The sequence below is a fragment of the Uliginosibacterium sp. 31-12 genome (genome assembly GCF_030548425.1).
GTDB classification, from domain to species: Bacteria; Pseudomonadota; Gammaproteobacteria; order Burkholderiales; family Rhodocyclaceae; genus Uliginosibacterium; species Uliginosibacterium aquaticum.
Genome location: NZ_JAUOOA010000001.1, coordinates 741982 through 767883 on the forward strand (window position 1 = coordinate 741982; position 25902 = coordinate 767883).

Consider the following 25902-nt stretch of genomic DNA (forward strand, 5'->3'; position numbering starts at 1 on the left):
CTTTGGCGCGACGCTTCCAGCGCTGCCGTCATGCCTGCATGTGCGGGCATGACGGCAGCTTTCACTCAAACCGCGAAACTCTCACCGCAGCCGCAGGCCGCCTTGGCGTTCGGGTTGTTGAACTTGAAGCCTTCGTTGAGTCCTTCGCGTACGAAGTCCAGCTCGGTGCCATCAAGGAAGACGTGGCTCTTCGGATCGATCACGATGGTCACGCCATTGCTCTCGAAGAGCTGGTCTTCCGCTTCGGGCTGATCCACAAACTCCAGGGAATAGGCGAGGCCCGAGCAACCGCTGGTCTTGACGGCCAGACGCAGGCCGATGCCGCCACCACGTTTGGCGAGGCTCTTCTGCACATGGCGGGCGGCTTTTTCGCTGACGGTGATCATGGTCTTGTCCTCACTACACAGATGAAATTGCACAAAAAATGAAACGCAGTGTTCTGGCCGCACGGGGCGAAGCGCTGCCACCACAAGGCCAGAAGCGTTCTCGCCGCGGCCTCAAACCGAGAAGGAGCTTCCGCAGCCACAGGTGGAGGTGGCATTTGGATTACGGATGATGAAGCGCGAGCCTTCAAGGCTGTCCTCGTAGTCGATCTCGGCGCCCATCAGGTATTGCATGCTGATGCCGTCGATGACCAGCTTCACCCCCCCTTTTTCGATGGCCAGATCGTCTTCCTTGTCTTCTTCCTCGAAGGCGAAGCCGTACTGAAAACCGGAGCAGCCACCACCATTCACATACACGCGCAGCTTAAGTGCGGGATTGCCTTCATCGGCAATCAGCTCGGCCACCTTGGCCGCGGCCGCGTCGGAGAAGAAAACAGGGGAGGGGATTTCGGTTGGTGCATTCATGATGAGTCCTTTCAGGCGGCGGCTTTTTCGACGACGACGGCCGGGCAGGCGCCGCTTTCAGTTTCTTCAACAACGCCCTGCTTGGCGCGGTAGTCAGCCACGGCGGCTTTGATGGCATCCTCGGCGAGGATCGAGCAGTGGATCTTCACCGGCGGCAGGGCCAGTTCTTCGGCGATCGCGGTGTTCTTGATTTCGAGCGCTTCAGCCAGGCTCTTGCCCTTCACCCATTCGGTGACCAGCGAAGAGGAGGCGATGGCCGAGCCACAGCCATAAGTCTTGAACTTGGCGTCCTCGATAATGCCTTCAGCATTGACCTTGATCTGCAGCTTCATCACATCGCCGCAGGCCGGTGCGCCGACCATGCCAGTGCCGACGTCGTCATCGCCGGCCGACATCGAGCCGACGTTCCGAGGGTTGTCGTAGTGGTCCAGAACCTTGTCGCTGTATGCCATGGTGATTCTCCGTTGTGTGGGTTGGGGGCTGTCGTGGGGGCTTCAGCCTGGGGTTTGTTCCGTTTGCGGGCTCAGTGAGCGGCCCACTGCACGGTGGAGAGATCGATGCCGTCGCGGTGCATATCCCACAAGGGTGAGAGCTCGCGCAGCTTGCTGACCGAGGCGCTGATCTTCTCGATCACCGCATCGATCTCGTCCTGGGTGGTGAAGCGGCCGATCGAGAAGCGGATCGAGCTGTGTGCCAGTTCGTCCGAGCGGCCCAGTGCGCGCAGCACGTAGGAGGGCTCAAGGCTGGCCGAGGTGCAGGCCGAGCCTGAGGAGACAGCGACATCCTTGATGCCCATCAGCAGCGACTCGCCTTCGACGAAATTGAAGGACAGGTTCAGGTTGTGTGGCACGCGCTGATCCATGTCGCCATTCACGAACACCTGGTCGAGTTTCATCAGGCCTTGCATCAGTCGATCGCGCAGCCAGCGGGCGCGTTCGTTGTCGGCCCCCATGTTTTCGCGGGCGATCCAGTAGGCCTCCCCCATGCCGACGATCTGGTGGGTGGGCAGGGTGCCCGAGCGCATGCCGCGCTCGTGGCCGCCGCCATGGATCAGTGCATCGATCCGCACGCGCGGCTTGCGGCTGACATACAGAGCGCCGATGCCTTTGGGGCCGTAAGTCTTGTGCGCTGAGAGCGACATCATGTCTACCGGCAGGCTGGCCAGATCGATGGCCACCTTGCCAGTGGCCTGGGCGGCATCCACATGGAAGATCACCCCTTTCTCGCGACACAGCGTGCCGAGCCGGGCGATATCCTGAATCACGCCAATCTCGTTATTCACCAGCATCACCGAAGCGAGAATGGTGTCCGGGCGGATCGCGGCAGCAAACACGTCGAAATCGATCAGGCCGTTTTCCTGCACATCCAGCCAGGTGATCTCGAAGCCATCGCGCTCCAGTTCGCGGCAGGTATCCAGCACCGATTTGTGTTCGGTCTTCACCGTGATCAGATGCTTGCCGCGCGCGGAGTGAAAGCGCGCAGCTCCCTTGATCGCAAGGTTGTTGGATTCGGTGGCGCCGGAGGTCCACACAATCTCGCGCGGGTCTGCCCCGATCAGCGAGGCCACCTGCTCACGGGCAATCTCCACCGCTTCCTCTGCCGCCCAGCCATAGGCATGCGAGCGGCTGGCCGGATTGCCGAAATTTTCGGAGAGCCAGGGAATCATTTTTGCAAGCACTCGCGGATCGACCGGCGTGGTCGCGGAGTAATCCAGATATATGGGGCGGGGCATCATGCTGCTTCTCCTGCGTCTGGCTTGTGGGGGCTTGCAGGAGCTACAGCAAATATCGAACCAGTTTTTGAATGCCCCGCCAGATCGGCGTTTGCGGCTAGCTTGCGGTGATCGGTCGGTGTGCAGCTGTCAGAAATGTTGAAGCAAATGTAGCAACTGTCAGAGTTGTGTTCGGACCCTGGCGGCGCGGGCCGCACCGGCCGTTGTGTACATTCCGGCACTTCAAGAATGACAAAAGCGACCTCCCGCGAAATTCCGTGAATTGAGCCAAAGCGCTTGCCACAAGGTCTTTCCAGCCGATGGCACGAAGCATGCAACGGCGTGGCCAGACAGGAGACCGTGCCATGCGTGAAATGCTTTTGACCATCGTTGCCATCGTGCTCGTGAATAACGTAGTGCTGGTGAAGTTCCTCGGCTTGTGTCCCTTCATGGGCGTGTCAACCAAGGTCGACAGCGCTGTGGGAATGGGGCTGGCCACCACCTTCGTCATGACTTTGTCTTGCGCCGCGGCGTGGGCCATCGAACATCTGTTGCTGCAGGCTTTCGATCTGGGCTACCTGCGCATCCTGACCTACATCGTGGTGATTGCCGCTGTGGTTCAGTTTGTCGAAATGGTGATCAAGAAAAGCTCTCCGGAGCTGCATCGCGTACTGGGGATCTATCTGCCGCTGATCACCACAAACTGTGCCGTGCTGGGCATTCCGCTGCTTAACGCGCAGGGCAACGCAGGCCTCGTCATGAGTGTGGTGCAGGGCTTTGCGTCGGGCCTCGGGTTCATCATGGTGATGGTGATTTTTGCCGGCCTGCGCGAGCGCCTGGCGCTGGTTCGAGTGCCGGCGACATTCAGTGGCGCCCCGATTGCCTACATCACGGCCAGTTTGCTGGCGCTGGCTTTCATGGGCTTCGCCGGCCTGGTTCCGGCCGCGCATTAGGAGAGGAAAGATGCTTACCGCCGTCATCAGTCTCGCCGCCATCAGTTCAGGTCTGGGCCTCGCGCTGGGGCTGGCTTCACGCAAGTTCCATGTCGAAGGCAACAGCCTTGTTGCAGAGGTGCAAGCCATGCTGCCGGCTGCCAATTGCGGGCAATGCGGTTTCCCGGGTTGCGCCGGCGCGGCTGAGGCCATCGTTGACGGCAGCGCCGCACCGACCTGCTGCCCACCCGGCGGCAAGGTGGTAGCCCAGGCCATTGCTGATCACCTGGGCATCACGCTGGCGGCAGGAGAGGACATCCGCCCGACCATCGCCCTGATCCAGGATCACCTGTGCATCGGCTGCACCAAGTGCATCAAGAACTGTCCTTCGGACGCCATCATCGGCGCCACCAAGCAGCTTCACATCGTGATGGACGAGGCCTGCACCGGTTGCAACCAGTGTGCCGAGAAGTGTCCGACCGGCGCCATCGAGATGCTGGAATTGCCGCAGAGCATCCATAACTGGGTGATGCCGCAGCCGGCTCGTTACTCCTGAGGACTCGAGAGATGCCTACCATCGTCATCCCGCCGCTGCGCCGCCTGCTCCAACGCTGGGGCGTGCATCCGGACAGCCACAAGTACCCGGCTGCCGGGCTCGATATAGAAGACGCCGGCCTGCCGGACATGCTGCGCCTGCCGCTGTCGCAACACGTTGGCGCTCCGGCCAAGGTGATCGTGGAAGTGGGCGAGCGCGTACTGCGCGGGCAGCTGATCGCGTCCACCGGCGGCAAGATCTCGGCGCCTTTGCATGCGCCAACTTCCGGCACCATCGTGGCCATCGACGAAGCCGTGGTGCCGCATCCGGCCGCGCTGACCGATGTAGCCATCCATCTGCGCCCGGACGGGCTCGACGAATGGATCCCGCTCAAGAGCGAGCTTTACCCGATCAACCTCAGCGAACGCGAGATTTCGGATCGCGTGGAGGATGCCGGCATCGTCGGCATGGGCGGCGCAAGCTTCCCTTCAGCGGTAAAGCTTTCACTGGGCCATCGCAGCAAGGTCACCACCCTGATCCTCAACGGCAGCGAGTGTGAGCCTTATCTTTCCTGCGACGACCGGCTGATGCAGGAAAACGCCCACGCCATCATCGAAGGGGCACGCCTGATTCTCAAGGCAACCGGCGCCACGCGGGTGCTGGCGGGGATTGAAGACAACAAGCCCGAAGCCATCCTGGCCATGAAGCTCGCGGCCAAGCCTTTCCCTGAAGTGCACATCGTAAAAATTCCGAGCCGCTATCCGATGGGAGCGGATCGCCAGCTGATCAAGATGCTCACCGGCATTGAAGCACCTGCCGACGGACGTGCCGCGGATGTGGGCGTGCTGGTGCATAACGTGGGCACTGCCTATGCGGTCTATCGCGCGTTGCGCTACGGCGAGCCACTCACTGAGCGGGTCGTGACCGTCGCGGGGGGCGCCGTGAGCGCGCCGCGCAATCTGCGGGTCCGCATGGGAACGCCTATGGCATATCTGTTCGAGCGCTGCGGAGGTCTGCGCGTGCCGCCAGCGCGCGTAGTGAGCGGTGGCCCGATGATGGGGATCGGCGTACAGAACCTCGATACGCCCGTGGTGAAGGGCACCAGCGGCGTGCTGGCGCTCGCAGCAGCGGAGGTAGGCGAGCGCGAGGCCAGTGCCTGCATCCGCTGCGGCAGCTGCGTGGAGGCTTGCCCGGTAGGGTTGTTGCCACTGGAAATGGCCGCTCGCATTCATGCCAATGCACTGGGCGAAGCCGAGGAGATCGGTCTCGACGATTGCCTTACCTGCGGCGCCTGCGGCTTCATCTGTCCGTCGCGGATTCCGTTGGTGCAGTACTTCCAGCACGCCAAAGGGGAGCTCGCCTCGCGCGGCCGGGAGCAGAAGCGGCTCGACACAATCAAGGAACTCACTGAGGCCAAGGCCGCGCGCATCGAGCGTGAAGCGCGTGAGAAGGCCGAGATTCACGCCCGGCGCAAAGCCGAACGCGAGCGCGCCCAAGCTGCAGAAGCGGCCGCCAAAGCCGCCAGGGCTGCTGAAAAGGAGACCGAAGCATGATCCACGCATCCCCCCACGCAGTGACCAGTCGCACCACTGGCCAGATCATGGGCCTTGTTCTGCTTGCACTCGCCCCGGCGGTGCTGGCTGGATTCTGGCAGTTTGGCTGGCCCGCCTTCATCCTGTGGCTGGTGTGTGTTGTGAGCTGCCTCGCTTGTGAAGCGGCCTGTCTCCACTGGAGCGGCAAGCCGGTGCTGCCCGTGTTGTGGGATGGCTCAGCAGTGCTCACCGCCACACTGCTCGCCATGTCGCTGCCGCCTTATCTCCCGGCCTGGCTGGCGATGCTCGGCAGCGTGTGTGCCATCGTGCTGGCCAAGCAGGTTTTCGGCGGGCTCGGTTGCAACCTCTTCAATCCGGCCATGGTGGGGCGCACCATTCTGCTGGTGTCTTTCCCGGTGCACATGACACAGTGGATCAATCCGCATGCGCTGACGAACGCGATGAGCTTCAGTGAGGCCCTGGCCATCAGTTTCCAGGGCCTGCCGATACCGGATGCACTGACCAGTGCCTCGCTGCTCGGGCATGTGAAAACCGAAATCGGGCGCGGCATCGACCTGCTCGATTCGCTGCAGCCCTTTACCAATGATTCGGCCTGGAGTGGTGCGCGCGCCGGCAGTCTCGGTGAAACCTCGGCGCTGCTGATTCTCGCCGGCGGCTTGTTTCTCGCCGCCAAGCGCATCATCGGTCTGCGCATCCCGCTAGGCTTTCTGCTCGGCTTGGCAGTACCCGCCATGATCGCGCACGGACTTGCGCCGCAGACTTATCTTCCGGCCGCTACTCATCTGCTCTCGGGCGGAGTAATGCTGGGCGCCTTCTTCATTGCTACCGATTACGTCACTTCTCCCAGTTCGCCGGCCGGGCAATGGATCTTTGCCCTCGGCGCTGGCTTCCTGAGCTGGCTGATCCGCACCTGGGGCGGTTATCCAGAGGGCGTGGGGTTTGCCATCCTGCTCATGAATGCCATCGCACCGCTGCTGGACCTGTGGCTGCGCCCGCGCATCTTTGGCCGCAGCCTCACCGGCAAATCACTGCCCGCGCGGCGCGTAGAGGAGGGCTTGTCATGAGCACACATGCCGAACGCCTGAATGCTGTGTGGTACCAAGGGGTTTCACTGGGCGTCATCGTGGTGGGCATCACCATCGCACTGGCCGCGGCCTACACCAGCACCCGTGAAAAGGTGGCCGCTGCGGTGGAGAGCGATACACGCCAGACCCTGGAGCAAGTGCTGCCGCCGGGCTATGCCGATAACAATCTGCTCAAGGACAGCCTCGAACTCACGGATGCCGAGGGACAGGCTGTCACCGTGTATCGCGCCCGCAAGAGCGGCGTCGTGCGCGCTGTGCTCTTTGAGCAACGCGGCAAGGGCTATAGCGGCGTGATCAAGCTGATCATGGCGGTGGATGCCGAAGGGGTGGTGCAGGGGGTGCGCGTGACAACCCACACCGAGACACCAGGCCTTGGCGACAAAATCGAAGCAGCCAAGAATGACTGGATCCATGCCTTCGAAGGCAAGTCGCTGGTCGCGCCAGGTGAAAAAGCCTGGGCGGTGAAAAAGGATGGCGGCGTGTTCGACCAGTTCGCCGGTGCCACCATCACGCCGCGTGCGGTGGTAGCTACCGTCAAGCGTGGTCTGGAGTTCTTCGCCAGCCATCGTGCCCAACTTCTCGATAACCCGGCCACTTCAGCCGGAAAAGCCAAGGAGCCCAGCCATGAGTGACAGCAAGGACAAAGGGCCGGACACCCGGGCCATCGTGCGTGACGGCCTGTGGGACAACAATGTGGTGCTGGGCCAGATGCTCGGGATGTGCCCGGTGATGGCGGTCACTAGCAGTGCCACCAACGGCCTCGGCATGGGGCTGGCGACCATGGCAGTGCTGGTCTTATCGAACACCATGATTGCCAGCATCAGAAACTGGGTCAGTGATACCGTGCGCATCCCGGTTTTCATCGCCCTCATTGCGGGCCTCGTGACTCTGGTCGATATTTGCCTGAATGCCTGGCTACATGAGCTCTACAAGGTGCTGGGCATTTACATCGCGCTGATCGTGGTGAACTGTGCGGTTCTGGGGCGTGCAGAAGCCTTTGCTTCACGCAATACGGTTGCGGCCTCGGCGCTGGACGGTATCGCGATGGGCCTGGGCTTTACGCTGGCACTGGTGGTGATGGGGGGCATCCGTGAAATTCTCGGTGCAGGCACCCTCTTTGCGAATGCCCACATCCTGCTCGGTGCGCATTTCGCCTTTCTGGAAATGCGCATCCTGCCCGAAGCGGCCAGCACCCTGTTCATGATCCTGCCACCCGGGGGCTTCCTGACTCTCGGCCTGCTGATCGCCGCCCGCCGCCGCATCCAGGAAGGGTTGGAGGCGCGAGCCGCAGCCAGTGCCGCCACGTCCGCCGTACTCGCCAACTGAGGAGAAATGCCATGCAGATTGCTGTGGCCTATGCGAACACATTCAAGAAATACTGGCTGCGTCTTGAGGTGCCGGACACCTGCACGGTAGCTGAAGGCCTTGAGCGCTCGGGCATCCTCGCCATCTGCCCGGATATCAAGCTCGAGAACCAGAAGGTCGGTGTTTTCGGCAAGGTGGTGAAGCTCGATGCCGGCCTCCATCCGGGCGACCGGATCGAGATCTATCGCCCCATCGTCTGCGACCCGGCCAAGGTGCCACGCAAGAATGCCGCAGACGACGATGATGATGAGTAGCCGCAAAATCAGCGCTGCTCCGGTATGGAGCAGAACGAATCGCTCATCCAGGAGGGCAGGGGCGTGAGCTACCAGACACTCTGCAAGAAAAGCATGTTGTTCCCAGGCGAAATGCTGCCTTGCAAGCTGGGTTCGACGGAAATCGTTGTGCTCTGGCCCGAACGTGGACGGCCGCGGGCATTCGATGCGCGCTGCCCGCATGAGGATGTGTCTTTGCTGCAGGGCGTGTTCGAAGGCAATACGCTGATCTGCAGTGCGCACGGCTGGGTGTTTGACAGCCATAGCGGCGAAGGTTTGTCGCCCACGGGCTGTGAGCTTCGCGAGTACCCGATCCGGGTGGCCGGCGAGCATATCGAAGTCGACCTGGATGATGAGGATGAGCTCCAGGTGTAGAGGTTCGCCTGAGTCCATGCGTTCCGGATCGCCACAGCCCGCGTCACACTCAAGAGCGAGAATCACATCTCCTTCAGGCGGCCCCGAAGAAACTCATGGGCAGCAGAACCAGCATCCCGCAGCCCACTTATTGATTGGGCCCGCAAACAGTGAGAAGTGCGGGCTTAGGGCCGACTTCAGTCGGCCTTTCCACTGAGGCTGTGCGACTGAAGTCGGCCCTAGGTTTCAAGCTCAAATCGGGCCGAATCAATAAACAATCGCTCAGGCCGCCACGGTCAGCCCGAACTCGGGAGCGATCAGCGCCAGCCAGCCATCAAGACGCTCGGCGTTGAGGTCCGGCTGGGTGTCGTTGTCGAGTGCGAGGCCAACGAACTTGTCGTCGATCACCGATTGCGAAGCGCTGAAGCTGTAGCCCTCAGTCGGCCAGTAACCCACCATCTTGGCGCCCGCATCCTGGAAAAAATCGTGCAGCAGGATCAGGCCATCGACGAACTCGTGGCCGTAGGTTTCCTGATCGCCGAGGCCGAACAGGGCGATGGTCTTGCCGGCGAAACTCACGCCCTGGAGCTTGTCCAGCGCCTCGGCCCAGCTCTCTTCATCGCACTCGGCTTCGATGCCGGGCAGCAGGCCATCACCCAGAGTCGGCGTGCCGAGGATCAGGTAGTCATAGGCAAGCAGGCTCTCGGCGCTGGCCTTGTTGATGTTGACCGGGTCGGCCATGGTGTCGTCGTCGAAGCGTTTCTTGATCTGCTTGGCGATCTTGCGGGTGCTGCCGCTATTGGTGCCGAAGAAGATGCCGATGCGTGCCATGATTGTTTCCTTTGTCGGGTGTTGAGGTTGGGTGGGGAGACGGCTTTAGCCGGGAAGCAGCTGGATATCCATGCCGCGAAAGATCGCGCAGCGTGAGAAAACCTCGGTACTCGGGGCGAGCTGTTTGTGGCGACAGAATTTCGCCGCGAGTTTGGCGAGGCCCTTGATATCTCGCCCGGTCGCGCTCGGGAACTGGTCGGTCAGCTGATCGAGCATCGCGTCATCGAGCGCCAGGCCAAACTGGCCTGACATCACCTGCCAGATGCGGCGGCGAGCCAGCGCATCGGGCGGGGCGTACTTGATCAGCGCGATGCAGCGCGAAATGATCGCCTCGTCGATATCGTCCATGCGATTGGTGGTGAGAAAGAGCAGGCCGTTGAAGTACTCCAGCACGCGCAGGAAAACGCCCACCACCGCGTTGGCGGTCATGTCGTTATCGCGCCGCTTGATATACACGTCCGCTTCATCGATCAGCACCACCGCCCCCCAGCGCTGGGCGCGGGTGAGTACATCCTTGAGGGCGTTTTCCATGGTGGCCACGCTGAGCCCGAGCTGGCCCGAGTGCACGCGGTAGAGCGGGCGGCCGATGATCTCGGAATAGACCTCGGCGGTAAGCGTCTTGCCCACACCGGCCGGGCCGGCACACAGCACCGTGGTGCCGCCGGACTTGCCGGCCACGATATCGTCCATCAGCACATCCATCTCGGCGGTGAGCAGATCGATCAGCTCGGTCTGTTCACCCGGCAGCACCAGCTTTTCCTTGAGCTCGGGCTGGTAGGCGTAGGGCTGGATATCCGCCACGTGCACCCACAGGTAGTGATGCAACTCGAGGTGGAACATCAGGATGTAGGGATGGATCGGCAATTGCGAGAACAGATCCGGCGGCAGGGCTGCGCGCTCGCGTTCGGTTTCGTCACCCGCCTCGTACTTATCGCTGCGCGCCGCGCGCCGCAAGTAAGGGCCCAGAATGTCGCCGGGCGCATCCAGCGTCAGGGTGCGCGTGGTGATGATGCCTTCATCATTGACGAGGCGAGCCTGGCCACCGCTGCTGGAGAGCACCACAACATCCTTGCGCGCCCAGTCGGTATCGCGGCGGGCGGCATTCGGGTCGTCGGCATAGAAGCCGGTGCCCTGGCCGGAGAACTGCTCGCCATAGCGTCCACGCCAGTCGTAGTAGGTGTTGACGGTGCGGTCGTACTGCTCGATCAGCCCCGGCGTCTCCTTGATGAAGCCCTTGCTGGCGAAGATCTCGGCCACCGTTTTGCCGGCTACGTCGCTGGCGTAGAGACGGATAGTCTGAATGCTGACCGTGCCCTTGGCATTGGCCTTGATTTCGATCATCACCTTGGCGATGTCTTCATTGCTCTGCGGCGTGTAATCCAGGCGCGTGATCACATAGGGCAGGGCATGCCGGCTCAGTGAAATAGCAAACAGCCAGCCACGAATTGCGTTCTTCGCGATGTAGCGAGCGATTGCCGGAACAGCCGATTCAAGGGCGCCATCCTCAAGGCGAGGGCCGTCGTCGGCCAGCGTATCGCGCAAGGTGGACAGGCGCAGGGCGTGTTCGCGCGTCGCAGCGCCGCCCTGGGCGTAGAGCTCAGCCAAACTATCTAGCGCCTCGCTGGAGAGCTGGCCCAGCCCGATCTCGACACGCTCGGCCAGGCGCAGCTGGTCTTTCAGCGCAGCGAGCGGCGGGAAGCGAGCAATCAGAATCTCCGCGTACTTGCGCTCGATCGTGATCTTCACGGACGAAGCCTTTTCGACCGGCGGCAAGGGAGCCTTGCTGGTGCGCGGCAGGGGTGTTTCGAGCATGGCTGAGCAGGAGGATGACATCGGGAACCTCAGCGCACGACAACCGGAATTTCGAGCGCCGTGCGCCGGCCAAGCTGGGCGTCCACCTTGCGGCGCACGTTCTCCAGCTTGAGCGGACGCAGCAGGGTGCTGGCGGCGCCAAGCGCCAGGGCTTCCTTCACCATCGCATCTTCGGCATCGAAACACACCACCAGAATGCGCAATTGCGGCAGTGCTTCACGCAGCTTGCTGATCACGGCAGCGCCTTCCTGCTCAAGCAGCGCTGCGCCCACGATGGCCAGCTCCGGCGGCCAACTCCTGGCCTTGGCGAGCGCTTCTGCGCTGCTCGCGAAAACATGGGTTTCCATCTCGTCAGCCAGCATGAACTGCAGGCCGGCACTGACGACATCGTCACTATCGATGACGAACACACGCCGGTTTTCAACCGCACGCTGGGTATCTACGCCGATCTGCATGGGGAACCTCGCAAAGCCTGGTCGAAAGAAAGTCTTCAGGCCTGCTCAGCAAACTTCGTTCCTGCCCGCCAAACGCGCCCCAAGTGCGGCTCAGGGTGGGTTTGACTGTCCGCTTTGTCGCGCGTGCTGTCCGGAATGTCCGGGCGGCTGTCGATTTCGACGCCCCGGCCGGGTGCCTTGCGCGCAGCGCTGGTTGCTGCAGCAAGCGGAACTGTGAAGCGGCACGCAAGCTGCTAAGTCAGCTCACCCAACCCCGTCTTATTGCCAGGAGAAGAACATGACCGGCACATTGATCCGCATCACCTCGGATGGCCGCCGCATCGAAGTCATCGACGGTGCCGTCTGCCTTGACGGCCGTGTGGAAGCACGCGAGCTGGTGGCTCTGATTGAACACCCGAATCGCCAGGCCATCCTGCGCGTGCTGCCACGCGCCACGCACATGGCCGGGCGGCTCGCGCTGACCATGGAGGAGGCGAACCAGGTACAGGATCTGCTGGCTGAATCGCGGCGCGAGCTGGATCTCTCGCCCGCCGCGCTGCACCGGCGCATGCAGGACGTGATGATGCACCGGGCCAAGATGGAAGGCGTCGAATAGGGAAGGCCCGGAATGCCGCTTGCGGCGTTGCCGAGACATTTTCAGGTCCTACCGCTGTGCTTGCTTTTGCGTCTGATGAAGCAGTCTGCCAATCCGGACAAAACGGAACACGACAAAGCATTCAAAGCACGCAGCAACTCCCGCTCATGACAGCGGCCGAAATCCGGAAAAGTCCGCCCAGCGGGCCTTGCAAGCGAATGGCATCAATCCTGCTGAGAGCAGTTCAGCCAGCAGGCGCAAAGAGAGGTGCAGCATGGATGCGCGAGTGTCAGCCAAGATTCAGGACGTGTTCGAAGAACCGGCCTGCGAGCACAACCAGAACAAGTCCGCCAAGGAAAAGAAGAAGGGCTGCACCAAGCAGCTCTCGCCCGGCGCGGCCGCGGGGGGCTGTGCTTTTGACGGTGCCAAGATTGCCTTGCAGCCCATCGTAGATGTAGCGCACCTGGTGCACGGCCCGATCGCCTGCGAAGGTAATTCCTGGGATAACCGCACATCGTTCTCGAGCGGCTCGAAGCTCTATCGCACCGGTTTTACGACCGACATCAACGAGCTGGACGTGATCTACGGTGGCGAGAAGCGCCTGTTCAAATCGGTGAAGGAAATCATCGAGAAATACGATCCCCCGGCCGTGTTCGTGTATCAGACCTGCGTCACCGCCCTGATTGGGGATGACATCGAGGCGGTGTGCAAGAAGGCCAGCGAGAAGTTCGGCAAGCCGGTGATTCCGGTGAACGCGCCGGGCTTCGTCGGCCCCAAGAACCTTGGTAACAAGCTCGGCGCCGAAGCGCTACTCGATTACGTGATCGGCACCGAAGAGCCGGACTACACCACGCCCTACGACATCAACATCATCGGCGAGTACAACCTCTCCGGCGAGCTGTGGCAGATCAAGCCGCTGCTCGATGCCTTGGGCGTGCGCATCCTTTCCTGCATTTCGGGTGACGGGCGCTACAAGGAGGTGGCCTATAGCCATCGAGCCCGCGCAGCGATGATGGTGTGCTCGAAGTCGATGATCAACATCGCGCGCAAGATGGAAGAGCGCTACGACATCCCCTTCTTCGAAGGCAGCTTCTACGGCATCGGCGACATGAGCGAGACCCTGCGCGAGATCGCCCGCCTGCTCGTCGAGCGCGGCGCACCGGAGGACTTGCGTGATCGCACTGAGGCGCTGATCGCCATCGAGGAGAAGCGTGCCTTCGAACGCATCGCCGCCTACCGGCCGCGCCTCGAAGGCAAGAAGGTGCTCTTGATCACTGGTGGCGTGAAGAGCTGGTCGGTGGTGGCCGCGCTGCAGGAGGCCGGGCTTGAAGTGGTGGGCACCAGCGTCAAGAAATCGACCAAGGAAGACAAGGAAAAGATCCTCGAGATCATGGGGCAGGACGCCCACATGATCGACGACATGACCCCGCGCGAGATGTACAAGATGCTCAAGGATGCGCAGGCGGACATCATGCTTTCAGGCGGGCGAAGCCAGTTCATCGCGCTGAAAGCCAAGATGCCCTGGCTGGACATCAATCAGGAGCGGCATCACGCCTATGCCGGGTATGAAGGCATGGTCGAACTGGTGCAGGAAATCGACAAGGCGCTCTACAACCCGATCTGGGAACAGGTGCGCAAACCGGCTCCGTGGGAACTTGCCACGGCCAGCATCTGAGAAGCCGGCCATGAATGAGCCTGTCTCCCTGCTCTTTGCTGCCTTGCTGCTTGCAGGCAGTGCCGGTCTGCCCGGCCTGCGCGTGATCGTGATGGAGAGAGAGGTGCTCGTCATCCGCCGCGCTGCGGGTTGGGTACAGCCGGGCGGGAGTCCGGTGGCGGCGATGGCCGCGGAGAGACGCCGGACTCCCGCTGTCGCGGGTCGCATGCAAAGGGGAGGGGCATCATGGCAAGCGTGAGCGAATCGAAGAAGGCCTGTACCGTCAATCCGCTCAAGATGAGCCAGCCTCTGGGCGCCTGCTTTGCTTTCATGGGCATGGACAACTGCATGCCCATGATGCACGGCTCACAGGGCTGCACTTCCTTTGGCCTGGTGCTGCTGGTGCGCCATTTCAAGGAAGCCATTCCGCTGCAGACCACGGCCATGAACGAGGTCAGCACCATCCTGGGCGGCCTGGAGAATATCGAGCAGGCGGTGCTTAACATCAAGAAGCGCGCAAACCCCTCCTTCATCGCCATTGCCTCCACCGGGCTGACCGAAACCAAGGGCGATGATGTGGATGGCTATCTCAAGCTGATCCACCGCAAGCATGGTGAAACACTGGCAGGCACCCGGATCGTCTATGTTTCCACGCCCGATTACGTGGGCGCTTTCGAGGATGGCTGGGCGAAAGCCGTGACCTGTGTCGTTGATGCCTTTGCTGAACCCTGCGAGGCACGTGACCCACAGCAGATCAACCTGCTGCCCGGTTGCCATCTCACCGCGGCAGATATCGACGAGCTGCGCGAGATCATCGCTTCCTTCGGCCTGAAGGCCATCGTGCTGCCGGACATCTCGGGCTCACTTGACGGCCACATCCCCGAAAACTTCACACCGACCACGCTGGGTGGCACCACGCTGGCGGAAATGCAGCGCATGGGCGCCTCGGTCGCTACGCTGGCCATTGGCAGCCACATGAGTGCGGCGGCCATGGCGCTGGAAGAGCGCAGCGGCGTGCCTTACCGCGTCTTTGAGCGACTCACCGGTCTTGGCGCGGTGGACGAGCTGATGGGCTACCTGAGCGAGCTCTCGGGCCAGCCGGTCGCCGCCAAATACCGTCGTCAGCGCGGCCAGCTGCAGGATGCAATGCTCGACGCGCACTTCTGGATCGGCAGCCGCAAGTTCGCCATCGGTGCGGAACCGGACCTGCTCGCCGCGCTCACCTGGACGGCCTACGAAATGGGCGGTGAGGTGTTGGCCGCGGTGACCACCACCCCGTCCCCCGTCCTCGCCGGCCTGCCGTGTGCAGAAGTGCTGATCGGCGATCTGGAAGACCTCGAAACTCGCGCCAGGGCCAGCGGCTGCGAGATCCTGCTGACCCATTCGCATGGTCGCCAGGCTGCCGAGCGCCTTGCCATTCCGCTGCTGCGTACCGGCCTGCCGATGTTCGATCGCCTGGGCGCCTCACATGTACTGATGGTGGGCTATCGCGGCACCCGCGAACTGATCACGCACTGGGCCAACAGCCTGCTGGAGGCCGAACATCAGGCCAAACCGGAAGACTGGCCGCTCAACGCCGAAAGCCTGGCTGCCGCCCGGGGCATGAGCCCACCCGCCAGCAGTTGTGGCAGTGGCGGCTGCGGCTGCGCTGCCAGCCCCTCCAACGAGCAATCCGAGACTCACCTTTCACAGGAGCTCCAGCCATGAAAGTCGCCTTTGCAACGCAAGACAAACAGCGTGTGGACGCCCACTTCGGCTGGGCCAAGCACATCGCCATCTACGAAGTCGGCAAGGAGGGCTCGAGCTACATCGAGACCTTCGATTTCGGCGGCAAGCTCGACGAGGATGGCGATGAAGACAAGCTCGCGCCCAAGCTCGAAGCCATCCATGACGTAGCGATTGTGTACGTGGCAGCCATCGGTGGCTCGGCCGCCGCCCGCGTGGTGGCCAGCAAGATCCATCCGATCAAGGTGAGCCAGCCGGAACCGATCATGGACATTCTCGAAAAGCTGCAGGATGTGCTCAACGGCACGCCGCCCCCCTGGTTGCGCAAGGTCATGACCAAGGACCAGACGCGCGAGTTCGATTTTGAAGACGAGGCCTGAAAATGACTGAAACTCTGGATAGCACTGCCGAAGATGCAGCCGCCCTGGCAACACCCTACCTGATCCAGCTCGCCAAGCAGTTTCGCGCGCAGGACACCCACGGCGTATGGGATGGCAAGAGCGACGCAACCCTGCTCGAGCCCTTCATCCTGACCGCCGAAGCGCGTCGCGCACTGCCCATCATGGGCGACCCGGACCCGGAAACCCTCTGGCGCGTGGAGCAGTTCTTCAGCGCCGTGGGCCTGTGCATCGAGCGCCGCACCAAGGCCATGGTCACACCAATGATGAAGATGTCGCACGAAGGCTTTGGCCGTCAGGTGCTCATCGCTGGGCGTCTGGTGGTGGTGAACAAGCAATTGCGCGATGTGCATCGCTTCGGTTTTCCCTCACTCGCCAAGCTGGCTGAAGCCGGCACCAAGCATGTCGAGGATGGGGTGGCGATGATCGAGAAATTCCGTGAAGTGGCGGACTGGGGCTGAGCGCCGCGTCCACCACTCTGTATACCGAAACCAAGGAGATAGCCATGGATGACCTGGATACGCTCAAGGCCCGGGTAAAGAAGCTCAACGCTCAAGCCACCCAGGCCAAGATGGATCTGCATGACCTCTCGGAAGACCTTCCCACCAACTGGGAGAAGATCCTTGAAGTGGCGCAGATCGCTTACGACGCCCATCAATCGCTGATCGCCGCGCGCCAGGCGCTGGCCAGCGCCACCGCCTGAACCCGGAGTACGCAGCGCGCCGGCGATGAGTTGTTCGCGCTGCGTCTGGAGCCTGACATGAGTACCTATTCGATCACCTTGCCCAGCGGCGCGGTATGGACCCCGCACTTCGTCGCCGAACTCGATCAGAACAAATGCATTGGTTGCGCACGCTGTGTGAAGGTGTGCGCCAACAATGTGCTGGCGCTGGCCGGCATGACTGAAGACGGCGATATCGTGCTGGTCGATCCGGAGAACGAGGACGACGACGATGAGTTCGAGCGCAAGGTCATGACCATCGCCACTCAGGCCAATTGCATAGGCTGTCAGGCCTGTTCCAAGGTCTGTCCGAAGAAGTGCTACACGCACGCTCCGGCTGAAGTCTGAGCGGTGGCGCAAGTGGCCGCCTTCGGCTGCCAGCCCTCACTCCGCCTGATGAAAAGTGCCATCGCCGTGCGGCGCCGCCTTGAAGGCCGGCAGGGCTTCGGCCGCAGCCGAGAAAGCCACGAGTTGCGGATAGTGCTCGGCGGGCAGTAGCCCGGGCAGCATTTGCTGGCTGAAATGCCAGACCACGGCCAGCGTCACGCCTGCCTGGCTCAGGGCCTCGCCGGAAGCGAGCGGCTGGCGTGCCAGATCGGCTTCGAGCAGCCCATAGGCAGTGCGCATTTGCCCGCTCACGCGTTCGAGCCAGGGCTCGTAAAGCTTCTCCGGCGGGCGCAATTCGCGTTCATACACGATCTGCACACTCTTCTCGCATGCGGCCAGCGCCAGCCCGATCAAGTGCAGTTCGCGTTGCAGGCCTTTCAGCCCACTGGGCATCAGGCTGCGCGGCTGCGCCAAGGCCTCGGCATACGCCAGGATCAGGGTCGAATCCATCAACAGTTCGCCGTCGTCACACACCAGCGTAGGCGCCTTGACCACCGGATTGATCTGGTGGAAGTCTTTGAAAGTGCGGAAGACGGAGAGGGACTGGTGCTCGAAGTGCAGGCCGAGCAACTGTAGTGAGATCGCAACGCGCCGGACATAGGGCGAATCGAGCATGCCGATGAGCTTCATGGCGTCTCCTGAGGGCTGATGAGTGCAAGAGTCGCAATCCTAGCCTGGATGCAGCACGGTGTGCCTGTGTCGCACAGGAGCAACCCAGTACCCCAGTAGGTGCGGCTTCAGCCGCATCGACCCAATCTGAGAGTCAGGCCCCGCCGGCTGAAGCCGGCCCTAGAAGCCCTTGCGGTGCCGGCCGGATACCCCTCGTAGGTGCGGCTTTAGCCGCATCCACCCCATCTGAGGTTCGCCCCCTGGCTGAAGCCGGCCCTACATACCCAGTGCATTACCGGCAGGTGCGCTACTTCAGCAGGCTGGCCCGCTCGCTTGCCGAGCAGTTGCTGAAGTGGCCTTCCTTGTTGGCCTGGGCACGCTGGCGCGCAAGAAAACCCTTAATTTTGCCCGGTGCGCTGGGCAGGGACAGCAGCTTGCTGAGTTGGCTGCTGCCGCATTTCGGACAAGCCGGGGCGCAGGCATCACTGGCGCGCACCATGAGTTCGCTGGTGGCGTCACAGGCTTCGCAGTGAAAGTCGTAGAGCGGCATGACAAGCTCCTTCAGGTGGGAGGACGGGTGGTATTTGAGCCCTCGAGCAAGGCGGCGATGACTTCGCCGCCCAGCCCGTGGCCGGGATCAAGCTCAGCGAGCTTGGCGATCAATTCGCGTGAGGCTTCGTGGCGGTTTGATCGCAGATAGATGAAGGCCAGCGCCTTGAGACTGAAGAGCCAGAAGCGGGCAGGGCCGGTGGCAGCAAAATCGGCATCGCTGACCACCACCTCACGCCAGTTCTTCGCCAGTCCGGCCTGGGCACCGGCAGTCGCAATCCCTTTCAGGGCAGCCTGCTCAGCCTGCGGATACTGGCGCAGGCGGGCGTGAAACTTGTAGAGCAGGTAATACACCGGCAGGCATTCCGGCGAGCAGATCTGCGCGGTCCATAGCAGGGACTCCATCTGGCGCGGCGGCGCGCTACGGGCTTCGTCGAGCAGACGCCGAACCTGCGGCGGCACTTCGCCGCCGAAGAATTCGTCCGAGGATGAGCCGGTGAAGAGATTCACCAGATCTCTCCCGGGGTGCGCAGGCGTGCCACCGGGATGCCACCAAGCAAATGCGAATCAAATATTTCGCTGACGTCCGCCGGGGTTACCTGGCTGTACATCACGCCTTCCGGATAGACCAGTACATTCGTGCCGCGATCACAGGGGCCGAGGCAGCCGGAGTAAGTGATGGCCACCTTGTCCCAGCAGTTGCGGTTCTGCAGTTCGCCCCAGAAAGCTTGCAGCACATCGCTGCCGCCCTTGTGCTGGCAGGCACCGCGCGGGTGGCCGGCGGGGCGGTTCTGGGAACATACGAAAACATGGCGGGCAGGTTTGCTCATGGTGACTTCTCTCTGTTGTTCAAGTGGTCAAACGATTGATCCAGTGTTCCATCGCGCCAATGTGGGCGCTGTGTTCGCGCTCGAAGCCTGCAGCACGCTGGCGCAGCTCCGCATCCTCGGCCATCACCGCAATGCTGGCGTAGTAGGCGTGGCTGCGCCGCACCAGGCTCAATGCGCAGGCCATCGCGCAGTGCACGCCTAGCAGTGCGGCATGGCCACTGCGTGGCTGGCGGCCGGGCAGACTCAGCAGGCACTCACTGATCGGCCGCACTTCCAGTGTGGCGTGGCGGCGCTCAGCCCCCTCGGCAAGCGCATCGGCGATATCCAGATGCGCGCTTTCCACCACACTCAGGAAGAAGGCCTCCAGTTCCTCGTCACCAGCCGCCAGCGCTACATCCGCCAGGCGCTTGCAATGCCTGGCCGTTTCCTCTTCCAGCAGGATCATGTTGGCGAGGAAACGGACATGCTCGCTCATGAGCACTCAAGCCGCAGAGGGCAGGGTGGCGCGCAGGCTGTCGAGGGTGACGCTTTGCTTGCCGTCGCTGTCCTGGAACACCTTGAAGACCTTTTCCTGGGCCGGTGTGGAGTTCACGAAATCCTCATAGGCTTGGACCAGCAGGGCACGGTAGCGGGCATACAGCGCACCTTCGCCCAGCCCGCCGGAGATCTCGGTATCGCGCCGAAGGTACTGGTAGAAGCGCTTGAGAATGTGCAGGCGACTCACATTCACAACGCTCTGCTCGTACGGTACCGAGAAGAAGTCCAGGAAGTCTTCGGCCGAAGAAAGGCTGGCCAGCCTTTGGGTGAGTTCATCCATTTTTTGCTCCTTGTTTGGGCTCTTTCGGGCCGCTATCGAATTCAGGTTGGGAACAGCTGTCGTCACAGGCGCGACAGGCCGCTTGCTCGGGCAGAGGATCGCCCTTGAGGCGCTGCACTTCACGCTCCAGATCAGCAATGCGTTCGAGCAGACAGCTGATGGCCTTGCCGACCGGGTCAGGAATCTGGTGGTGATCAAGATCGATGCCGATCCCGCCCGGCATCACACGGCGCTGCTCCTTGGGCAACACGGCACGCCCCGGGATACCGACCACCGTGACCCCGGGCTTTACGTCGTCAATCACCACCGAGTTGGCCGCGACCCGCACGCGATCCCCCACGCTGATCGCTCCCAGAATCTTGGCGCCCGCACCGACCACCACACCGTTACCGAGCGTGGGGTGGCGTTTGCCGGCGCGCCAGGTCGTGCCGCCGAGGGTCACTCCGTGATAGAGCGTGACGTCTTCGCCAACTTCGGCGGTTTCACCGATCACCACTCCCGCGCCGTGATCGATGAAAAAACGCCGGCCGAGGGTGGCGCCGGGATGGATATCGATATTGGTCAGGAGCCGACTCAGAAAGGACAGCAGCCGGGGCAGGTAACGCCAGCCCCGGCGCCACAACACATGTGCAAAACGATGCAATACGAGGGCTTGGATGCCGGGATAGATGGTCAGCAATTCAAGCGTGCTGCGCGCAGCCGGATCGCGCTGGAACACACAGGCCACATCTTCTCGCAGCATCGCCAGGAGGCCCGGCGCCTGGGCAGGGGAAGCAAGCTGGCGAAGGAGTTCGGCTTCAGCCTTCATCCTGCTTCTCCAACGGGCAGTGCCGTTTCAAGATAGAAGCGGGTGAGCTCATCCGAACCGGGCTCGCGCTTGGTTGCCATGGCGAAATCACGGATGCGCTCGATGATCTGTGCCATCTGCCGCGGTGTGGGGCTCAGCCCCAGGCGCCCGCAAGCCATCTGCACGGCATGCGAGCCGGAATGTTTGCCCAATACGAGCTGATGCACGCGCCCCAGCTCATCCGGGTCGAAGCCTTGATAGTTGCGCTGATCCTTCAGCAAGCCATCCACATGTATGCCGGATTCATGCGTAAACACCGCTTCGCCGACGATGCTCTTGTTTGCTGCGACGGGACGCTGTGAAGCCCGCGCCACCAGGCGTGAGATATCCAGCAGGGCATGCGTATCCACGCCGAGATCGGCGCCGTGGGTATGGCGCATGGCCATCACCACCTCTTCCAGCGGCGCATTGCCGGCACGCTCCCCCAGGCCATTCACCGTGGTGTTGGCATGAGTGGCGCCGGCGCGAAAAGCGGCTAGGGTATTGGCAGTAGCGAGGCCCAGATCATCATGGGCATGGATCTCGATTTCGATATCCACGGCTGGGCGCAGACGGCTGATCACTTCGAAAGTGGCAAAGGGATCCAGAATGCCCAGAGTGTCCGCAAAGCGGATACGGCGTGCGCCGGCCGCTTGTGCCACCTCAGCGACACGGCACAGGAATGCCGGATCGGCCCGGGATGCGTCCTCCATTCCGACGCTGACCTCCATGCCAGCCTCAAGGGCCAAGGTCACCACGGGCTGGATCTGCGCCAGCACCCATTCCCGGTCGCGGCGCAGCTTGGCGTCGATGTGAATATCCGAAACCGGAATCGAGAGGTGCGCAATGTCTGCATGGCAGCGCTTGGCTGCCTCTACATCGGCCGCCACCATGCGCCCCCACACCATCGTGCGGGCAGATAGGCCCAGCATGGCGATGGCATTGATGGCTGCGATCTCTGAAGCGCCCATGGCCGGAATACCGATCTCGAGCTCTGCCACCCCGGCAGCGGCCAAGGCAGCTGCGATGCTGCACTTTTCCTCGACGGTAAAGGCGACTCCGGCGGTCTGTTCGCCGTCGCGCAGAGTGGTGTCATTGATCGTAAAAGCGGTTTGCATGGCGTAACGCTCCTCTCGGAACGAGCTCAGCAATTACCGTGCCGAATTGGTTTTCTATTTGGTTTCATGCACATAGAGAGGATCTCATAGCAATCCGTTGCGCTATCCACCTGGCCGAGCTGTGAGCAATGTGCACTTTGTCGTGTCCATCTTGGCGTCTTCGGCGTCGGGATCGCTGGCATGCAGCGCTAAAAGAAGGTCGATGAAAACCGCGAAATGCCTATGTTTGCGAGCATCCGGTGAGGGTCCGGTGCATCCACGCCAGCGCATCTCCAGGCGGCTTCAAACTGGCCTGTTCCTTGCGACGAAAAATGCGGAGGACCGAACCATGAATGCACCTGAGCTGATTGCGCCCGAACTTGCCTTACTGGAACCGCTCGACGCACTGGATCTGCTTGTCATTCGCTGTGGCTTGGCTGAGTCTCAGCGCATTGGAGCTCAACCGCTGATTCGCGGCCTTGGCCCAACATCTTTCGAGGGCTTACGTGCACTGTGTGCACCTGAGCAGGATTTAGAGAACGGCGCGGCAGCGGATCGCTTTGATGAATTCGAAGAGCTGTTCGAACTTCTCCTAGATCACGCCGCGCCGCTGGACCAGATGGGGATCTGGCTTGCTGCCACAATTGCCACAGCGGCCCAGCGTGACAATCATTTGTGGCAGGACATGGGCCTGCCGTCACGCCGCGAACTCAGTGCCGTCCTGCGTCAGCGTTTCCCGACCCTGGCTACACTGAACGTCGGCGACATGAAGTGGAAGAAATTCTTCTACCGCCAGCTTTGCGGGCGGGCCGGTGTTCCAATCTGCAAATCGCCTAATTGCGCCGATTGCATCGATCACGCGATCTGCTTCGGTCCGGAAGAGTAAGGCTCGCCAGTGCATCAACGGACGGGGAAGACCAACCACAGGCAAAAAAGAAGCCTGCACGCGGCAGGCTTCGATGTTGAGGCGGTGAGGTTGTACTGCCTATATCTGGCACAGCCCCGGAAGGCGGAACGCTTGTTTAAGTGTGCGCAGTACCTTGCCCAGGGCCGTTTTGAGTTTGCGCCATATTGACATAATAAAAATTATGCGCATTTTAGGTGGTTCTACAACGGTTGCGTCAAACCACCAGCAGCGAAGATCTGGTTGTCAGGGCGCAGGATCTATTCCTGTCAGCACATGGCGTACGAAAGCCAAGCTGTTCTGGCTGGCGCGCGGCAGGATCTCTTCAAAATTCGAGACGGCATCTTCGTCAGCCATGTCAGAGATTGTGCGCACCACCAGATACGGAACCTGGTTAAGCGAGCACACCAGCGCCACGGCCGCACCTTCCATCTCTACTGCATCACCGGCCAGTTCGCTGTGCAGATAAGCGTGGCTCTTCATTTCGCGGTGAGTGATGAACTGATCGCCCGTACAGATACGCCCCGTATGAACTTGGCCTTCGGCCGGACGATAGGTTTGCCCCAGCGCCAATAAGTTCGGGTCGGGCGTCAGGAAGCGGATATCCGAAAACGGAATCTGCCCGCGAGGCAGTCCCAGCACGACGCTTTCCAGGTCGTGCTGAACAAGGTCTCGGCCAATCACGGTGTCGCCGATCCGGATATCCAGCTTCAGGCTCCCCGCCAACCCCGTGAATAGCAGCGCGCATGGCGCAGCCTTGTCGATGAAGTGTTGAGTACGCATGGCGGCCATAGCCTTACCGACCCCGGTCTTACTAACCAGCACGCGATGCCCATCGATCAGCCCACGATGTTCTTCAATGCCTTGCCAGACCGAAGTCTCGCGTGCTTCCATCACCGACAGAAATTCGGCGATCTCGGCATCCATGGCCCCAAGAATGACGATCAAGATGTTCTCCCCAATAAGCTATAGCCAGCAAAGACACTTGCCGTGCCGCCCCCATAAGCCAAGGCTATAACAGATGTCAGCGGCCAGGCTTGATCTACGTTGGGCGTCAAGAACGGGTGTCCTTCGTTCCTTGCAAAGGCCAAAATGACGCTCGCCCTTGTGATTCCGGTCTAGACGCTGCACAAGCACCTACTAACGCCCTCCCCCCTATTTAACTACAGGAGTATTTCGATGATCGTTTTTGTAACCGGTGCCACCGCTGGTTTTGGTGCCGCGATTACCCGCCGCTATCTGCGCGAAGGCCACAAGGTAATTGCCGTCGGCCGCCGCGCCGAGCGCTTGCAAGCCTTGAAGGATGAGTGCTTCGGCCTGCCGCTGCATACCGCCGTGCTGGATGTCTGCGACAAGCAGGCGGTACTCGATGTGATCGCGGCGCTGCCGGCTGATTTTGCGCAGGTCGACGTCCTGATCAACAACGCCGGTCTGGCGCTCGGTGTCAGCCCCGCCTATCAGGCTTCGCTGGATGACTGGGAGCGCATGATTGATACCAATGTGAAGGGGCTGATCTATGTTACCCACGCCCTGCTGCCGGGCATGGTGGAACGAGGCAACGGCCACATCGTCAATCTCGGTTCTGTGGCCGGCCACTACCCCTATCCGGGCGGCAATGTGTATGGCGGCACCAAGGCCTTCGTGCGCCAGTTCAGCCTGAATCTGCGCGCCGATCTGGCTGGCACTGGCGTGCGGGCCACCGACATCGCACCCGGTTTGTGTGGCGGAACCGAATTCTCGACCGTGCGCTTTCACGGAGATCAGGCCAAGGCCGATGGTGTTTATGCCAATACGGATTTCTTGACGGCAGAGGACATTGCCGAAACGGTTTACTGGAGCACCAGCCTGCCACGCCATGTGAACATCAACTTCATCGAGCTGATGCCCGGCAGCCAGGCCAGCGGGCCTTTCAATATCGTGCGTAATAAACAGGCCTGAGCGCCGGTCAAGGGTCGGGAGGCAGCACAAAGCTCCGGCTTAATGTCCTTCGCCGCAGCGCTGGCATCTGTGCATATGCTGGCGCTGCGGAAAGATCATCTCAATCCTGTTGCCAAAACGGGGTTCAGTGACGGCCCAAAAGCTGTGCGTCTTGCGAGATCACGCGCAGCTCGTTCAAATCAAGCCTTCAGATGCCAGAGCAAGGCTTGCCGGGCGTGCGCAACGCGTGCTTGCCTGAGTGCGCTCGGGGTCCAGACCAGGTAATAGTTGAGTGCGCCCGCCCCCGTTGATGCGGGTACTTCTTTTAGCTCACCACGCTGAAGATGATCCAGACACAAATACTCGGGCAGCACGGTCCAGCCAAAGCCACGGCACAACAAGCTCCGCAGTGCGCGTAAGTCCTGACCGATCAACGCGGGTACAAGCGGCCCCAGATTCAGCTTGTTTTTCGCTGCCCAGGAATCAATCAACGGGATCTCAAGGTTGTATGCCAACAAGGGTTCTTGAGCGAGCGCTTTCTCCAGTGAAGCGGCTTGAGTCATCCGGTCTGCAACGCTGGGCGCAGCCACCGCAAGCACACGCTCACTGCGGATCAACTCGCAATGCAGGCGTTTGTCACTGGTAGGAAAGGCTGTAATACCGAGGTCGCAGTGTCCCTCGATCACCATCTGATTGACGAAGTCACTGCTCCCCGTCTGCATGCGCACACGGATCCCCACTTCCAGCAAAGGAAGTAAATGGGGTGAAACCACTTCGGCCAGAAAGTCCGCATGGCCGATGATCTGCAAAGCACCCGCCAGCTCCATCGAGCGCGCACGGGCCGAAGACATGGCGGCCTCGACGGCATCGAGCTTGTCTCCTATATCCGCGGCCAATTCATCCGCAGCCGTAGTCGGCGTTACCCCTCGCACCTGCCGTTCAAACAAAGGGCGTCCGATCGCCACCTCCAGCCCGGCAATGTGCTGTGAGACGGCTGGCTGGGTCAGATTGAGGTTGCGGGCAGCTCCACTGATGGAGCGCTGGCGATAGACCTCGACGAAGGTCCGCAAACGGATAAGCGACATCTGCCAACCATAACATTATTTATGGCAGACCCAAACTAGCCTAGTTGGCGGGCGAT

The 25902-nt window shown here is 61.5% G+C and carries 34 protein-coding genes; 17 read left to right on the forward strand and 17 right to left on the reverse strand.

Features of this window, described 5'->3' with window-relative positions:
• Positions 1–65: 65 nt before the first annotated feature.
• The 4 genes from iscA to Q3Y64_RS03500 all read right to left on the reverse strand — a co-directional run bounded on the left by iscA (position 66) and on the right by Q3Y64_RS03500 (position 2580).
• Entirely contained in the window at positions 66–386 is a 321-nt protein-coding gene (iscA, locus tag Q3Y64_RS03485) for an iron-sulfur cluster assembly protein IscA (protein ID WP_101943635.1), read from the reverse strand.
• 111 nt (positions 387–497) lie between these two features.
• Positions 498–848 carry an iron-sulfur cluster insertion protein ErpA gene (gene erpA, locus Q3Y64_RS03490; RefSeq protein ID WP_101943637.1) on the reverse strand — a complete coding sequence of 117 codons (351 nt, stop codon included), beginning with the start codon at positions 846–848 and terminating at the stop codon, positions 498–500.
• Positions 849–859: 11 nt separating this feature from the next.
• Positions 860–1300 carry a Fe-S cluster assembly scaffold IscU gene (gene iscU, locus Q3Y64_RS03495; RefSeq protein WP_101943638.1) on the reverse strand — a complete coding sequence of 147 codons (441 nt, stop codon included), beginning with the start codon at positions 1298–1300 and terminating at the stop codon, positions 860–862.
• A 71-nt stretch (positions 1301–1371) separates the two neighbouring features.
• The gene (locus Q3Y64_RS03500; RefSeq protein WP_170021976.1) at positions 1372–2580 is read right to left on the reverse strand and encodes an IscS subfamily cysteine desulfurase; all 1209 of its coding nucleotides are present in this window, start codon (positions 2578–2580) and stop codon (positions 1372–1374) included.
• A gap of 344 nt (positions 2581–2924) precedes the next feature.
• On the opposite strand from Q3Y64_RS03500, the gene rsxA reads away from it, so the two are divergent.
• From rsxA to Q3Y64_RS03540, 8 genes are read left to right on the forward strand one after another with little or no spacing between them, the layout of a single operon-like run.
• Complete coding sequence (gene rsxA / locus Q3Y64_RS03505; protein WP_101943641.1) at positions 2925–3512, forward strand: electron transport complex subunit RsxA; 588 nt, start codon at positions 2925–2927, stop codon at positions 3510–3512.
• Between the two features lie 10 nt (positions 3513–3522).
• Positions 3523–4047, forward strand: coding sequence for an RnfABCDGE type electron transport complex subunit B (locus tag Q3Y64_RS03510; protein ID WP_101943643.1), 525 nt, complete (start codon positions 3523–3525; stop codon positions 4045–4047).
• 11 nt (positions 4048–4058) lie between these two features.
• Positions 4059–5579: an electron transport complex subunit RsxC gene (gene rsxC, locus Q3Y64_RS03515; RefSeq protein ID WP_303560131.1), complete on the forward strand. Its 1521-nt coding sequence runs from the start codon at positions 4059–4061 to the stop codon at positions 5577–5579.
• Positions 5576–6643 (forward strand): RnfABCDGE type electron transport complex subunit D, encoded by a 1068-nt coding sequence (locus Q3Y64_RS03520; protein ID WP_303560132.1) that lies wholly within the window; start codon positions 5576–5578, stop codon positions 6641–6643. The genes rsxC and Q3Y64_RS03520 overlap by 4 nt, the downstream gene beginning before the upstream one ends.
• Positions 6640–7296 carry an electron transport complex subunit RsxG gene (rsxG, locus tag Q3Y64_RS03525; RefSeq protein ID WP_303560133.1) on the forward strand — a complete coding sequence of 219 codons (657 nt, stop codon included), beginning with the start codon at positions 6640–6642 and terminating at the stop codon, positions 7294–7296. Before Q3Y64_RS03520 ends, rsxG begins: the two co-directional genes overlap by 4 nt.
• Complete coding sequence (locus Q3Y64_RS03530; protein ID WP_303560134.1) at positions 7289–7990, forward strand: electron transport complex subunit E; 702 nt, start codon at positions 7289–7291, stop codon at positions 7988–7990. The genes rsxG and Q3Y64_RS03530 overlap by 8 nt, the downstream gene beginning before the upstream one ends.
• A gap of 11 nt (positions 7991–8001) precedes the next feature.
• Entirely contained in the window at positions 8002–8283 is a 282-nt protein-coding gene (locus Q3Y64_RS03535; RefSeq protein ID WP_101943652.1) for an RnfH family protein, read from the forward strand.
• Positions 8284–8307: 24 nt separating this feature from the next.
• Positions 8308–8676: a Rieske 2Fe-2S domain-containing protein gene (locus Q3Y64_RS03540; protein WP_303560135.1), complete on the forward strand. Its 369-nt coding sequence runs from the start codon at positions 8308–8310 to the stop codon at positions 8674–8676.
• Positions 8677–8937: 261 nt separating this feature from the next.
• Here Q3Y64_RS03540 and Q3Y64_RS03545 read toward each other — a convergent pair whose 3' ends face one another.
• Genes Q3Y64_RS03545 through Q3Y64_RS03555 form a run of 3 tightly spaced genes read right to left on the reverse strand, consistent with a single transcriptional unit; the run spans position 8938 to position 11753 of the window.
• Positions 8938–9486, reverse strand: a complete 549-nt coding sequence (locus tag Q3Y64_RS03545) for a flavodoxin (RefSeq protein ID WP_101943654.1) — start codon at positions 9484–9486, stop codon at positions 8938–8940.
• 45 nt (positions 9487–9531) lie between these two features.
• Positions 9532–11319, reverse strand: coding sequence for an ATP-binding protein (locus Q3Y64_RS03550; RefSeq protein ID WP_303560136.1), 1788 nt, complete (start codon positions 11317–11319; stop codon positions 9532–9534).
• Positions 11320–11327: 8 nt separating this feature from the next.
• On the reverse strand, positions 11328–11753 hold the full coding sequence (locus tag Q3Y64_RS03555) for a response regulator (protein ID WP_303560137.1): 426 nt from the start codon (positions 11751–11753) through the stop codon (positions 11328–11330).
• Positions 11754–12030: 277 nt separating this feature from the next.
• On the opposite strand from Q3Y64_RS03555, the gene Q3Y64_RS03560 reads away from it, so the two are divergent.
• The 7 genes from Q3Y64_RS03560 to fdxB all read left to right on the forward strand — a co-directional run bounded on the left by Q3Y64_RS03560 (position 12031) and on the right by fdxB (position 17173).
• Positions 12031–12348, forward strand: coding sequence for a hypothetical protein (locus Q3Y64_RS03560; RefSeq protein ID WP_101943657.1), 318 nt, complete (start codon positions 12031–12033; stop codon positions 12346–12348).
• 253 nt (positions 12349–12601) lie between these two features.
• Complete coding sequence (gene nifE, locus Q3Y64_RS03565; protein WP_303560138.1) at positions 12602–14002, forward strand: nitrogenase iron-molybdenum cofactor biosynthesis protein NifE; 1401 nt, start codon at positions 12602–12604, stop codon at positions 14000–14002.
• Between the two features lie 225 nt (positions 14003–14227).
• Entirely contained in the window at positions 14228–15688 is a 1461-nt protein-coding gene (gene nifN, locus Q3Y64_RS03570; RefSeq protein WP_303560139.1) for a nitrogenase iron-molybdenum cofactor biosynthesis protein NifN, read from the forward strand.
• The gene (gene nifX, locus Q3Y64_RS03575; RefSeq protein WP_303560140.1) at positions 15685–16086 is read left to right on the forward strand and encodes a nitrogen fixation protein NifX; all 402 of its coding nucleotides are present in this window, start codon (positions 15685–15687) and stop codon (positions 16084–16086) included. The genes nifN and nifX overlap by 4 nt, the downstream gene beginning before the upstream one ends.
• A gap of 2 nt (positions 16087–16088) precedes the next feature.
• A complete protein-coding gene (locus tag Q3Y64_RS03580) occupies positions 16089–16565 on the forward strand; it encodes a NifX-associated nitrogen fixation protein (RefSeq protein ID WP_303560141.1) in 477 nt (158 codons plus the stop codon).
• Between the two features lie 44 nt (positions 16566–16609).
• Positions 16610–16807 (forward strand): CCE_0567 family metalloprotein, encoded by a 198-nt coding sequence (locus Q3Y64_RS03585; protein ID WP_101943667.1) that lies wholly within the window; start codon positions 16610–16612, stop codon positions 16805–16807.
• 57 nt (positions 16808–16864) lie between these two features.
• Positions 16865–17173: a ferredoxin III, nif-specific gene (gene fdxB, locus Q3Y64_RS03590; RefSeq protein ID WP_101943718.1), complete on the forward strand. Its 309-nt coding sequence runs from the start codon at positions 16865–16867 to the stop codon at positions 17171–17173.
• A 36-nt stretch (positions 17174–17209) separates the two neighbouring features.
• On the opposite strand, the gene Q3Y64_RS03595 is transcribed toward fdxB, so the two are convergent.
• The 8 genes from Q3Y64_RS03595 to nifV form a co-directional block, all read right to left on the reverse strand.
• Entirely contained in the window at positions 17210–17842 is a 633-nt protein-coding gene (locus Q3Y64_RS03595; RefSeq protein ID WP_303560142.1) for a glutathione S-transferase, read from the reverse strand.
• A 286-nt stretch (positions 17843–18128) separates the two neighbouring features.
• Complete coding sequence (locus tag Q3Y64_RS03600) at positions 18129–18371, reverse strand: zinc ribbon domain-containing protein (RefSeq protein ID WP_101943671.1); 243 nt, start codon at positions 18369–18371, stop codon at positions 18129–18131.
• Positions 18372–18382: 11 nt separating this feature from the next.
• On the reverse strand, positions 18383–18880 hold the full coding sequence (locus Q3Y64_RS03605) for a hypothetical protein (RefSeq protein WP_101943673.1): 498 nt from the start codon (positions 18878–18880) through the stop codon (positions 18383–18385).
• Complete coding sequence (locus Q3Y64_RS03610; RefSeq protein WP_101943675.1) at positions 18877–19200, reverse strand: ferredoxin; 324 nt, start codon at positions 19198–19200, stop codon at positions 18877–18879. The genes Q3Y64_RS03605 and Q3Y64_RS03610 overlap by 4 nt, the downstream gene beginning before the upstream one ends.
• 19 nt (positions 19201–19219) lie before the next feature.
• The gene (locus Q3Y64_RS03615; RefSeq protein ID WP_303560143.1) at positions 19220–19675 is read right to left on the reverse strand and encodes a hypothetical protein; all 456 of its coding nucleotides are present in this window, start codon (positions 19673–19675) and stop codon (positions 19220–19222) included.
• Positions 19676–19681: 6 nt separating this feature from the next.
• Entirely contained in the window at positions 19682–20017 is a 336-nt protein-coding gene (nifW, locus tag Q3Y64_RS03620) for a nitrogenase stabilizing/protective protein NifW (RefSeq protein ID WP_101943678.1), read from the reverse strand.
• Positions 20010–20825, reverse strand: a complete 816-nt coding sequence (gene cysE / locus Q3Y64_RS03625) for a serine O-acetyltransferase (RefSeq protein ID WP_303560144.1) — start codon at positions 20823–20825, stop codon at positions 20010–20012. Before cysE ends, nifW begins: the two co-directional genes overlap by 8 nt.
• Complete coding sequence (gene nifV, locus Q3Y64_RS03630) at positions 20822–21961, reverse strand: homocitrate synthase (protein WP_101943681.1); 1140 nt, start codon at positions 21959–21961, stop codon at positions 20822–20824. Before nifV ends, cysE begins: the two co-directional genes overlap by 4 nt.
• A 328-nt stretch (positions 21962–22289) precedes the next feature.
• Here nifV and Q3Y64_RS03635 point away from each other — a divergent pair, with 328 nt between their 5' ends.
• Positions 22290–22826 carry a nitrogen fixation protein NifQ gene (locus Q3Y64_RS03635; protein ID WP_303560145.1) on the forward strand — a complete coding sequence of 179 codons (537 nt, stop codon included), beginning with the start codon at positions 22290–22292 and terminating at the stop codon, positions 22824–22826.
• Between the two features lie 264 nt (positions 22827–23090).
• Here the strand turns inward: Q3Y64_RS03635 and Q3Y64_RS03640 are convergent, their stop codons facing one another.
• Positions 23091–23792 carry a 5'-methylthioadenosine/adenosylhomocysteine nucleosidase gene (locus Q3Y64_RS03640; protein ID WP_303560146.1) on the reverse strand — a complete coding sequence of 234 codons (702 nt, stop codon included), beginning with the start codon at positions 23790–23792 and terminating at the stop codon, positions 23091–23093.
• A gap of 231 nt (positions 23793–24023) precedes the next feature.
• Between Q3Y64_RS03640 and Q3Y64_RS03645 the strand changes: the two genes are divergently transcribed.
• Positions 24024–24782 carry an SDR family oxidoreductase gene (locus Q3Y64_RS03645; protein WP_303560147.1) on the forward strand — a complete coding sequence of 253 codons (759 nt, stop codon included), beginning with the start codon at positions 24024–24026 and terminating at the stop codon, positions 24780–24782.
• A 179-nt stretch (positions 24783–24961) separates the two neighbouring features.
• On the opposite strand, the gene Q3Y64_RS03650 is transcribed toward Q3Y64_RS03645, so the two are convergent.
• Complete coding sequence (locus Q3Y64_RS03650) at positions 24962–25846, reverse strand: LysR family transcriptional regulator (protein WP_101944527.1); 885 nt, start codon at positions 25844–25846, stop codon at positions 24962–24964.
• Positions 25847–25902: the final 56 nt, after the last annotated feature.

Excerpts from the sequence above, each read along its gene's own strand:
- iscA (WP_101943635.1), bottom strand. The coding sequence starts at position 386 with ATGATCACCGTCAGCGAAAAAGCCGCCCGCCATGTGCAGAAGAGCCTC.
- erpA (WP_101943637.1), bottom strand. The coding sequence starts at position 848 with ATGAATGCACCAACCGAAATCCCCTCCCCTGTTTTCTTCTCCGACGCG.
- iscU (WP_101943638.1), bottom strand. The coding sequence starts at position 1,300 with ATGGCATACAGCGACAAGGTTCTGGACCACTACGACAACCCTCGGAAC.
- Q3Y64_RS03500 (WP_170021976.1), bottom strand. The coding sequence starts at position 2,580 with ATGCCCCGCCCCATATATCTGGATTACTCCGCGACCACGCCGGTCGAT.
- rsxA (WP_101943641.1), top strand. The coding sequence starts at position 2,925 with ATGCGTGAAATGCTTTTGACCATCGTTGCCATCGTGCTCGTGAATAAC.
- Q3Y64_RS03510 (WP_101943643.1), top strand. The coding sequence starts at position 3,523 with ATGCTTACCGCCGTCATCAGTCTCGCCGCCATCAGTTCAGGTCTGGGC.
- rsxC (WP_303560131.1), top strand. The coding sequence starts at position 4,059 with ATGCCTACCATCGTCATCCCGCCGCTGCGCCGCCTGCTCCAACGCTGG.
- Q3Y64_RS03520 (WP_303560132.1), top strand. The coding sequence starts at position 5,576 with ATGATCCACGCATCCCCCCACGCAGTGACCAGTCGCACCACTGGCCAG.
- rsxG (WP_303560133.1), top strand. The coding sequence starts at position 6,640 with ATGAGCACACATGCCGAACGCCTGAATGCTGTGTGGTACCAAGGGGTT.
- Q3Y64_RS03530 (WP_303560134.1), top strand. The coding sequence starts at position 7,289 with ATGAGTGACAGCAAGGACAAAGGGCCGGACACCCGGGCCATCGTGCGT.
- Q3Y64_RS03535 (WP_101943652.1), top strand. The coding sequence starts at position 8,002 with ATGCAGATTGCTGTGGCCTATGCGAACACATTCAAGAAATACTGGCTG.
- Q3Y64_RS03540 (WP_303560135.1), top strand. The coding sequence starts at position 8,308 with ATGGAGCAGAACGAATCGCTCATCCAGGAGGGCAGGGGCGTGAGCTAC.
- Q3Y64_RS03545 (WP_101943654.1), bottom strand. The coding sequence starts at position 9,486 with ATGGCACGCATCGGCATCTTCTTCGGCACCAATAGCGGCAGCACCCGC.
- Q3Y64_RS03550 (WP_303560136.1), bottom strand. The coding sequence starts at position 11,319 with ATGTCATCCTCCTGCTCAGCCATGCTCGAAACACCCCTGCCGCGCACC.
- Q3Y64_RS03555 (WP_303560137.1), bottom strand. The coding sequence starts at position 11,753 with ATGCAGATCGGCGTAGATACCCAGCGTGCGGTTGAAAACCGGCGTGTG.
- Q3Y64_RS03560 (WP_101943657.1), top strand. The coding sequence starts at position 12,031 with ATGACCGGCACATTGATCCGCATCACCTCGGATGGCCGCCGCATCGAA.
- nifE (WP_303560138.1), top strand. The coding sequence starts at position 12,602 with ATGGATGCGCGAGTGTCAGCCAAGATTCAGGACGTGTTCGAAGAACCG.
- nifN (WP_303560139.1), top strand. The coding sequence starts at position 14,228 with ATGGCAAGCGTGAGCGAATCGAAGAAGGCCTGTACCGTCAATCCGCTC.
- nifX (WP_303560140.1), top strand. The coding sequence starts at position 15,685 with ATGAAAGTCGCCTTTGCAACGCAAGACAAACAGCGTGTGGACGCCCAC.
- Q3Y64_RS03580 (WP_303560141.1), top strand. The coding sequence starts at position 16,089 with ATGACTGAAACTCTGGATAGCACTGCCGAAGATGCAGCCGCCCTGGCA.
- Q3Y64_RS03585 (WP_101943667.1), top strand. The coding sequence starts at position 16,610 with ATGGATGACCTGGATACGCTCAAGGCCCGGGTAAAGAAGCTCAACGCT.
- fdxB (WP_101943718.1), top strand. The coding sequence starts at position 16,865 with ATGAGTACCTATTCGATCACCTTGCCCAGCGGCGCGGTATGGACCCCG.
- Q3Y64_RS03595 (WP_303560142.1), bottom strand. The coding sequence starts at position 17,842 with ATGAAGCTCATCGGCATGCTCGATTCGCCCTATGTCCGGCGCGTTGCG.
- Q3Y64_RS03600 (WP_101943671.1), bottom strand. The coding sequence starts at position 18,371 with ATGCCGCTCTACGACTTTCACTGCGAAGCCTGTGACGCCACCAGCGAA.
- Q3Y64_RS03610 (WP_101943675.1), bottom strand. The coding sequence starts at position 19,200 with ATGAGCAAACCTGCCCGCCATGTTTTCGTATGTTCCCAGAACCGCCCC.
- Q3Y64_RS03615 (WP_303560143.1), bottom strand. The coding sequence starts at position 19,675 with ATGAGCGAGCATGTCCGTTTCCTCGCCAACATGATCCTGCTGGAAGAG.
- nifW (WP_101943678.1), bottom strand. The coding sequence starts at position 20,017 with ATGGATGAACTCACCCAAAGGCTGGCCAGCCTTTCTTCGGCCGAAGAC.
- cysE (WP_303560144.1), bottom strand. The coding sequence starts at position 20,825 with ATGAAGGCTGAAGCCGAACTCCTTCGCCAGCTTGCTTCCCCTGCCCAG.
- nifV (WP_101943681.1), bottom strand. The coding sequence starts at position 21,961 with ATGCAAACCGCTTTTACGATCAATGACACCACTCTGCGCGACGGCGAA.
- Q3Y64_RS03635 (WP_303560145.1), top strand. The coding sequence starts at position 22,290 with ATGAATGCACCTGAGCTGATTGCGCCCGAACTTGCCTTACTGGAACCG.
- Q3Y64_RS03645 (WP_303560147.1), top strand. The coding sequence starts at position 24,024 with ATGATCGTTTTTGTAACCGGTGCCACCGCTGGTTTTGGTGCCGCGATT.
- Q3Y64_RS03650 (WP_101944527.1), bottom strand. The coding sequence starts at position 25,846 with ATGTCGCTTATCCGTTTGCGGACCTTCGTCGAGGTCTATCGCCAGCGC.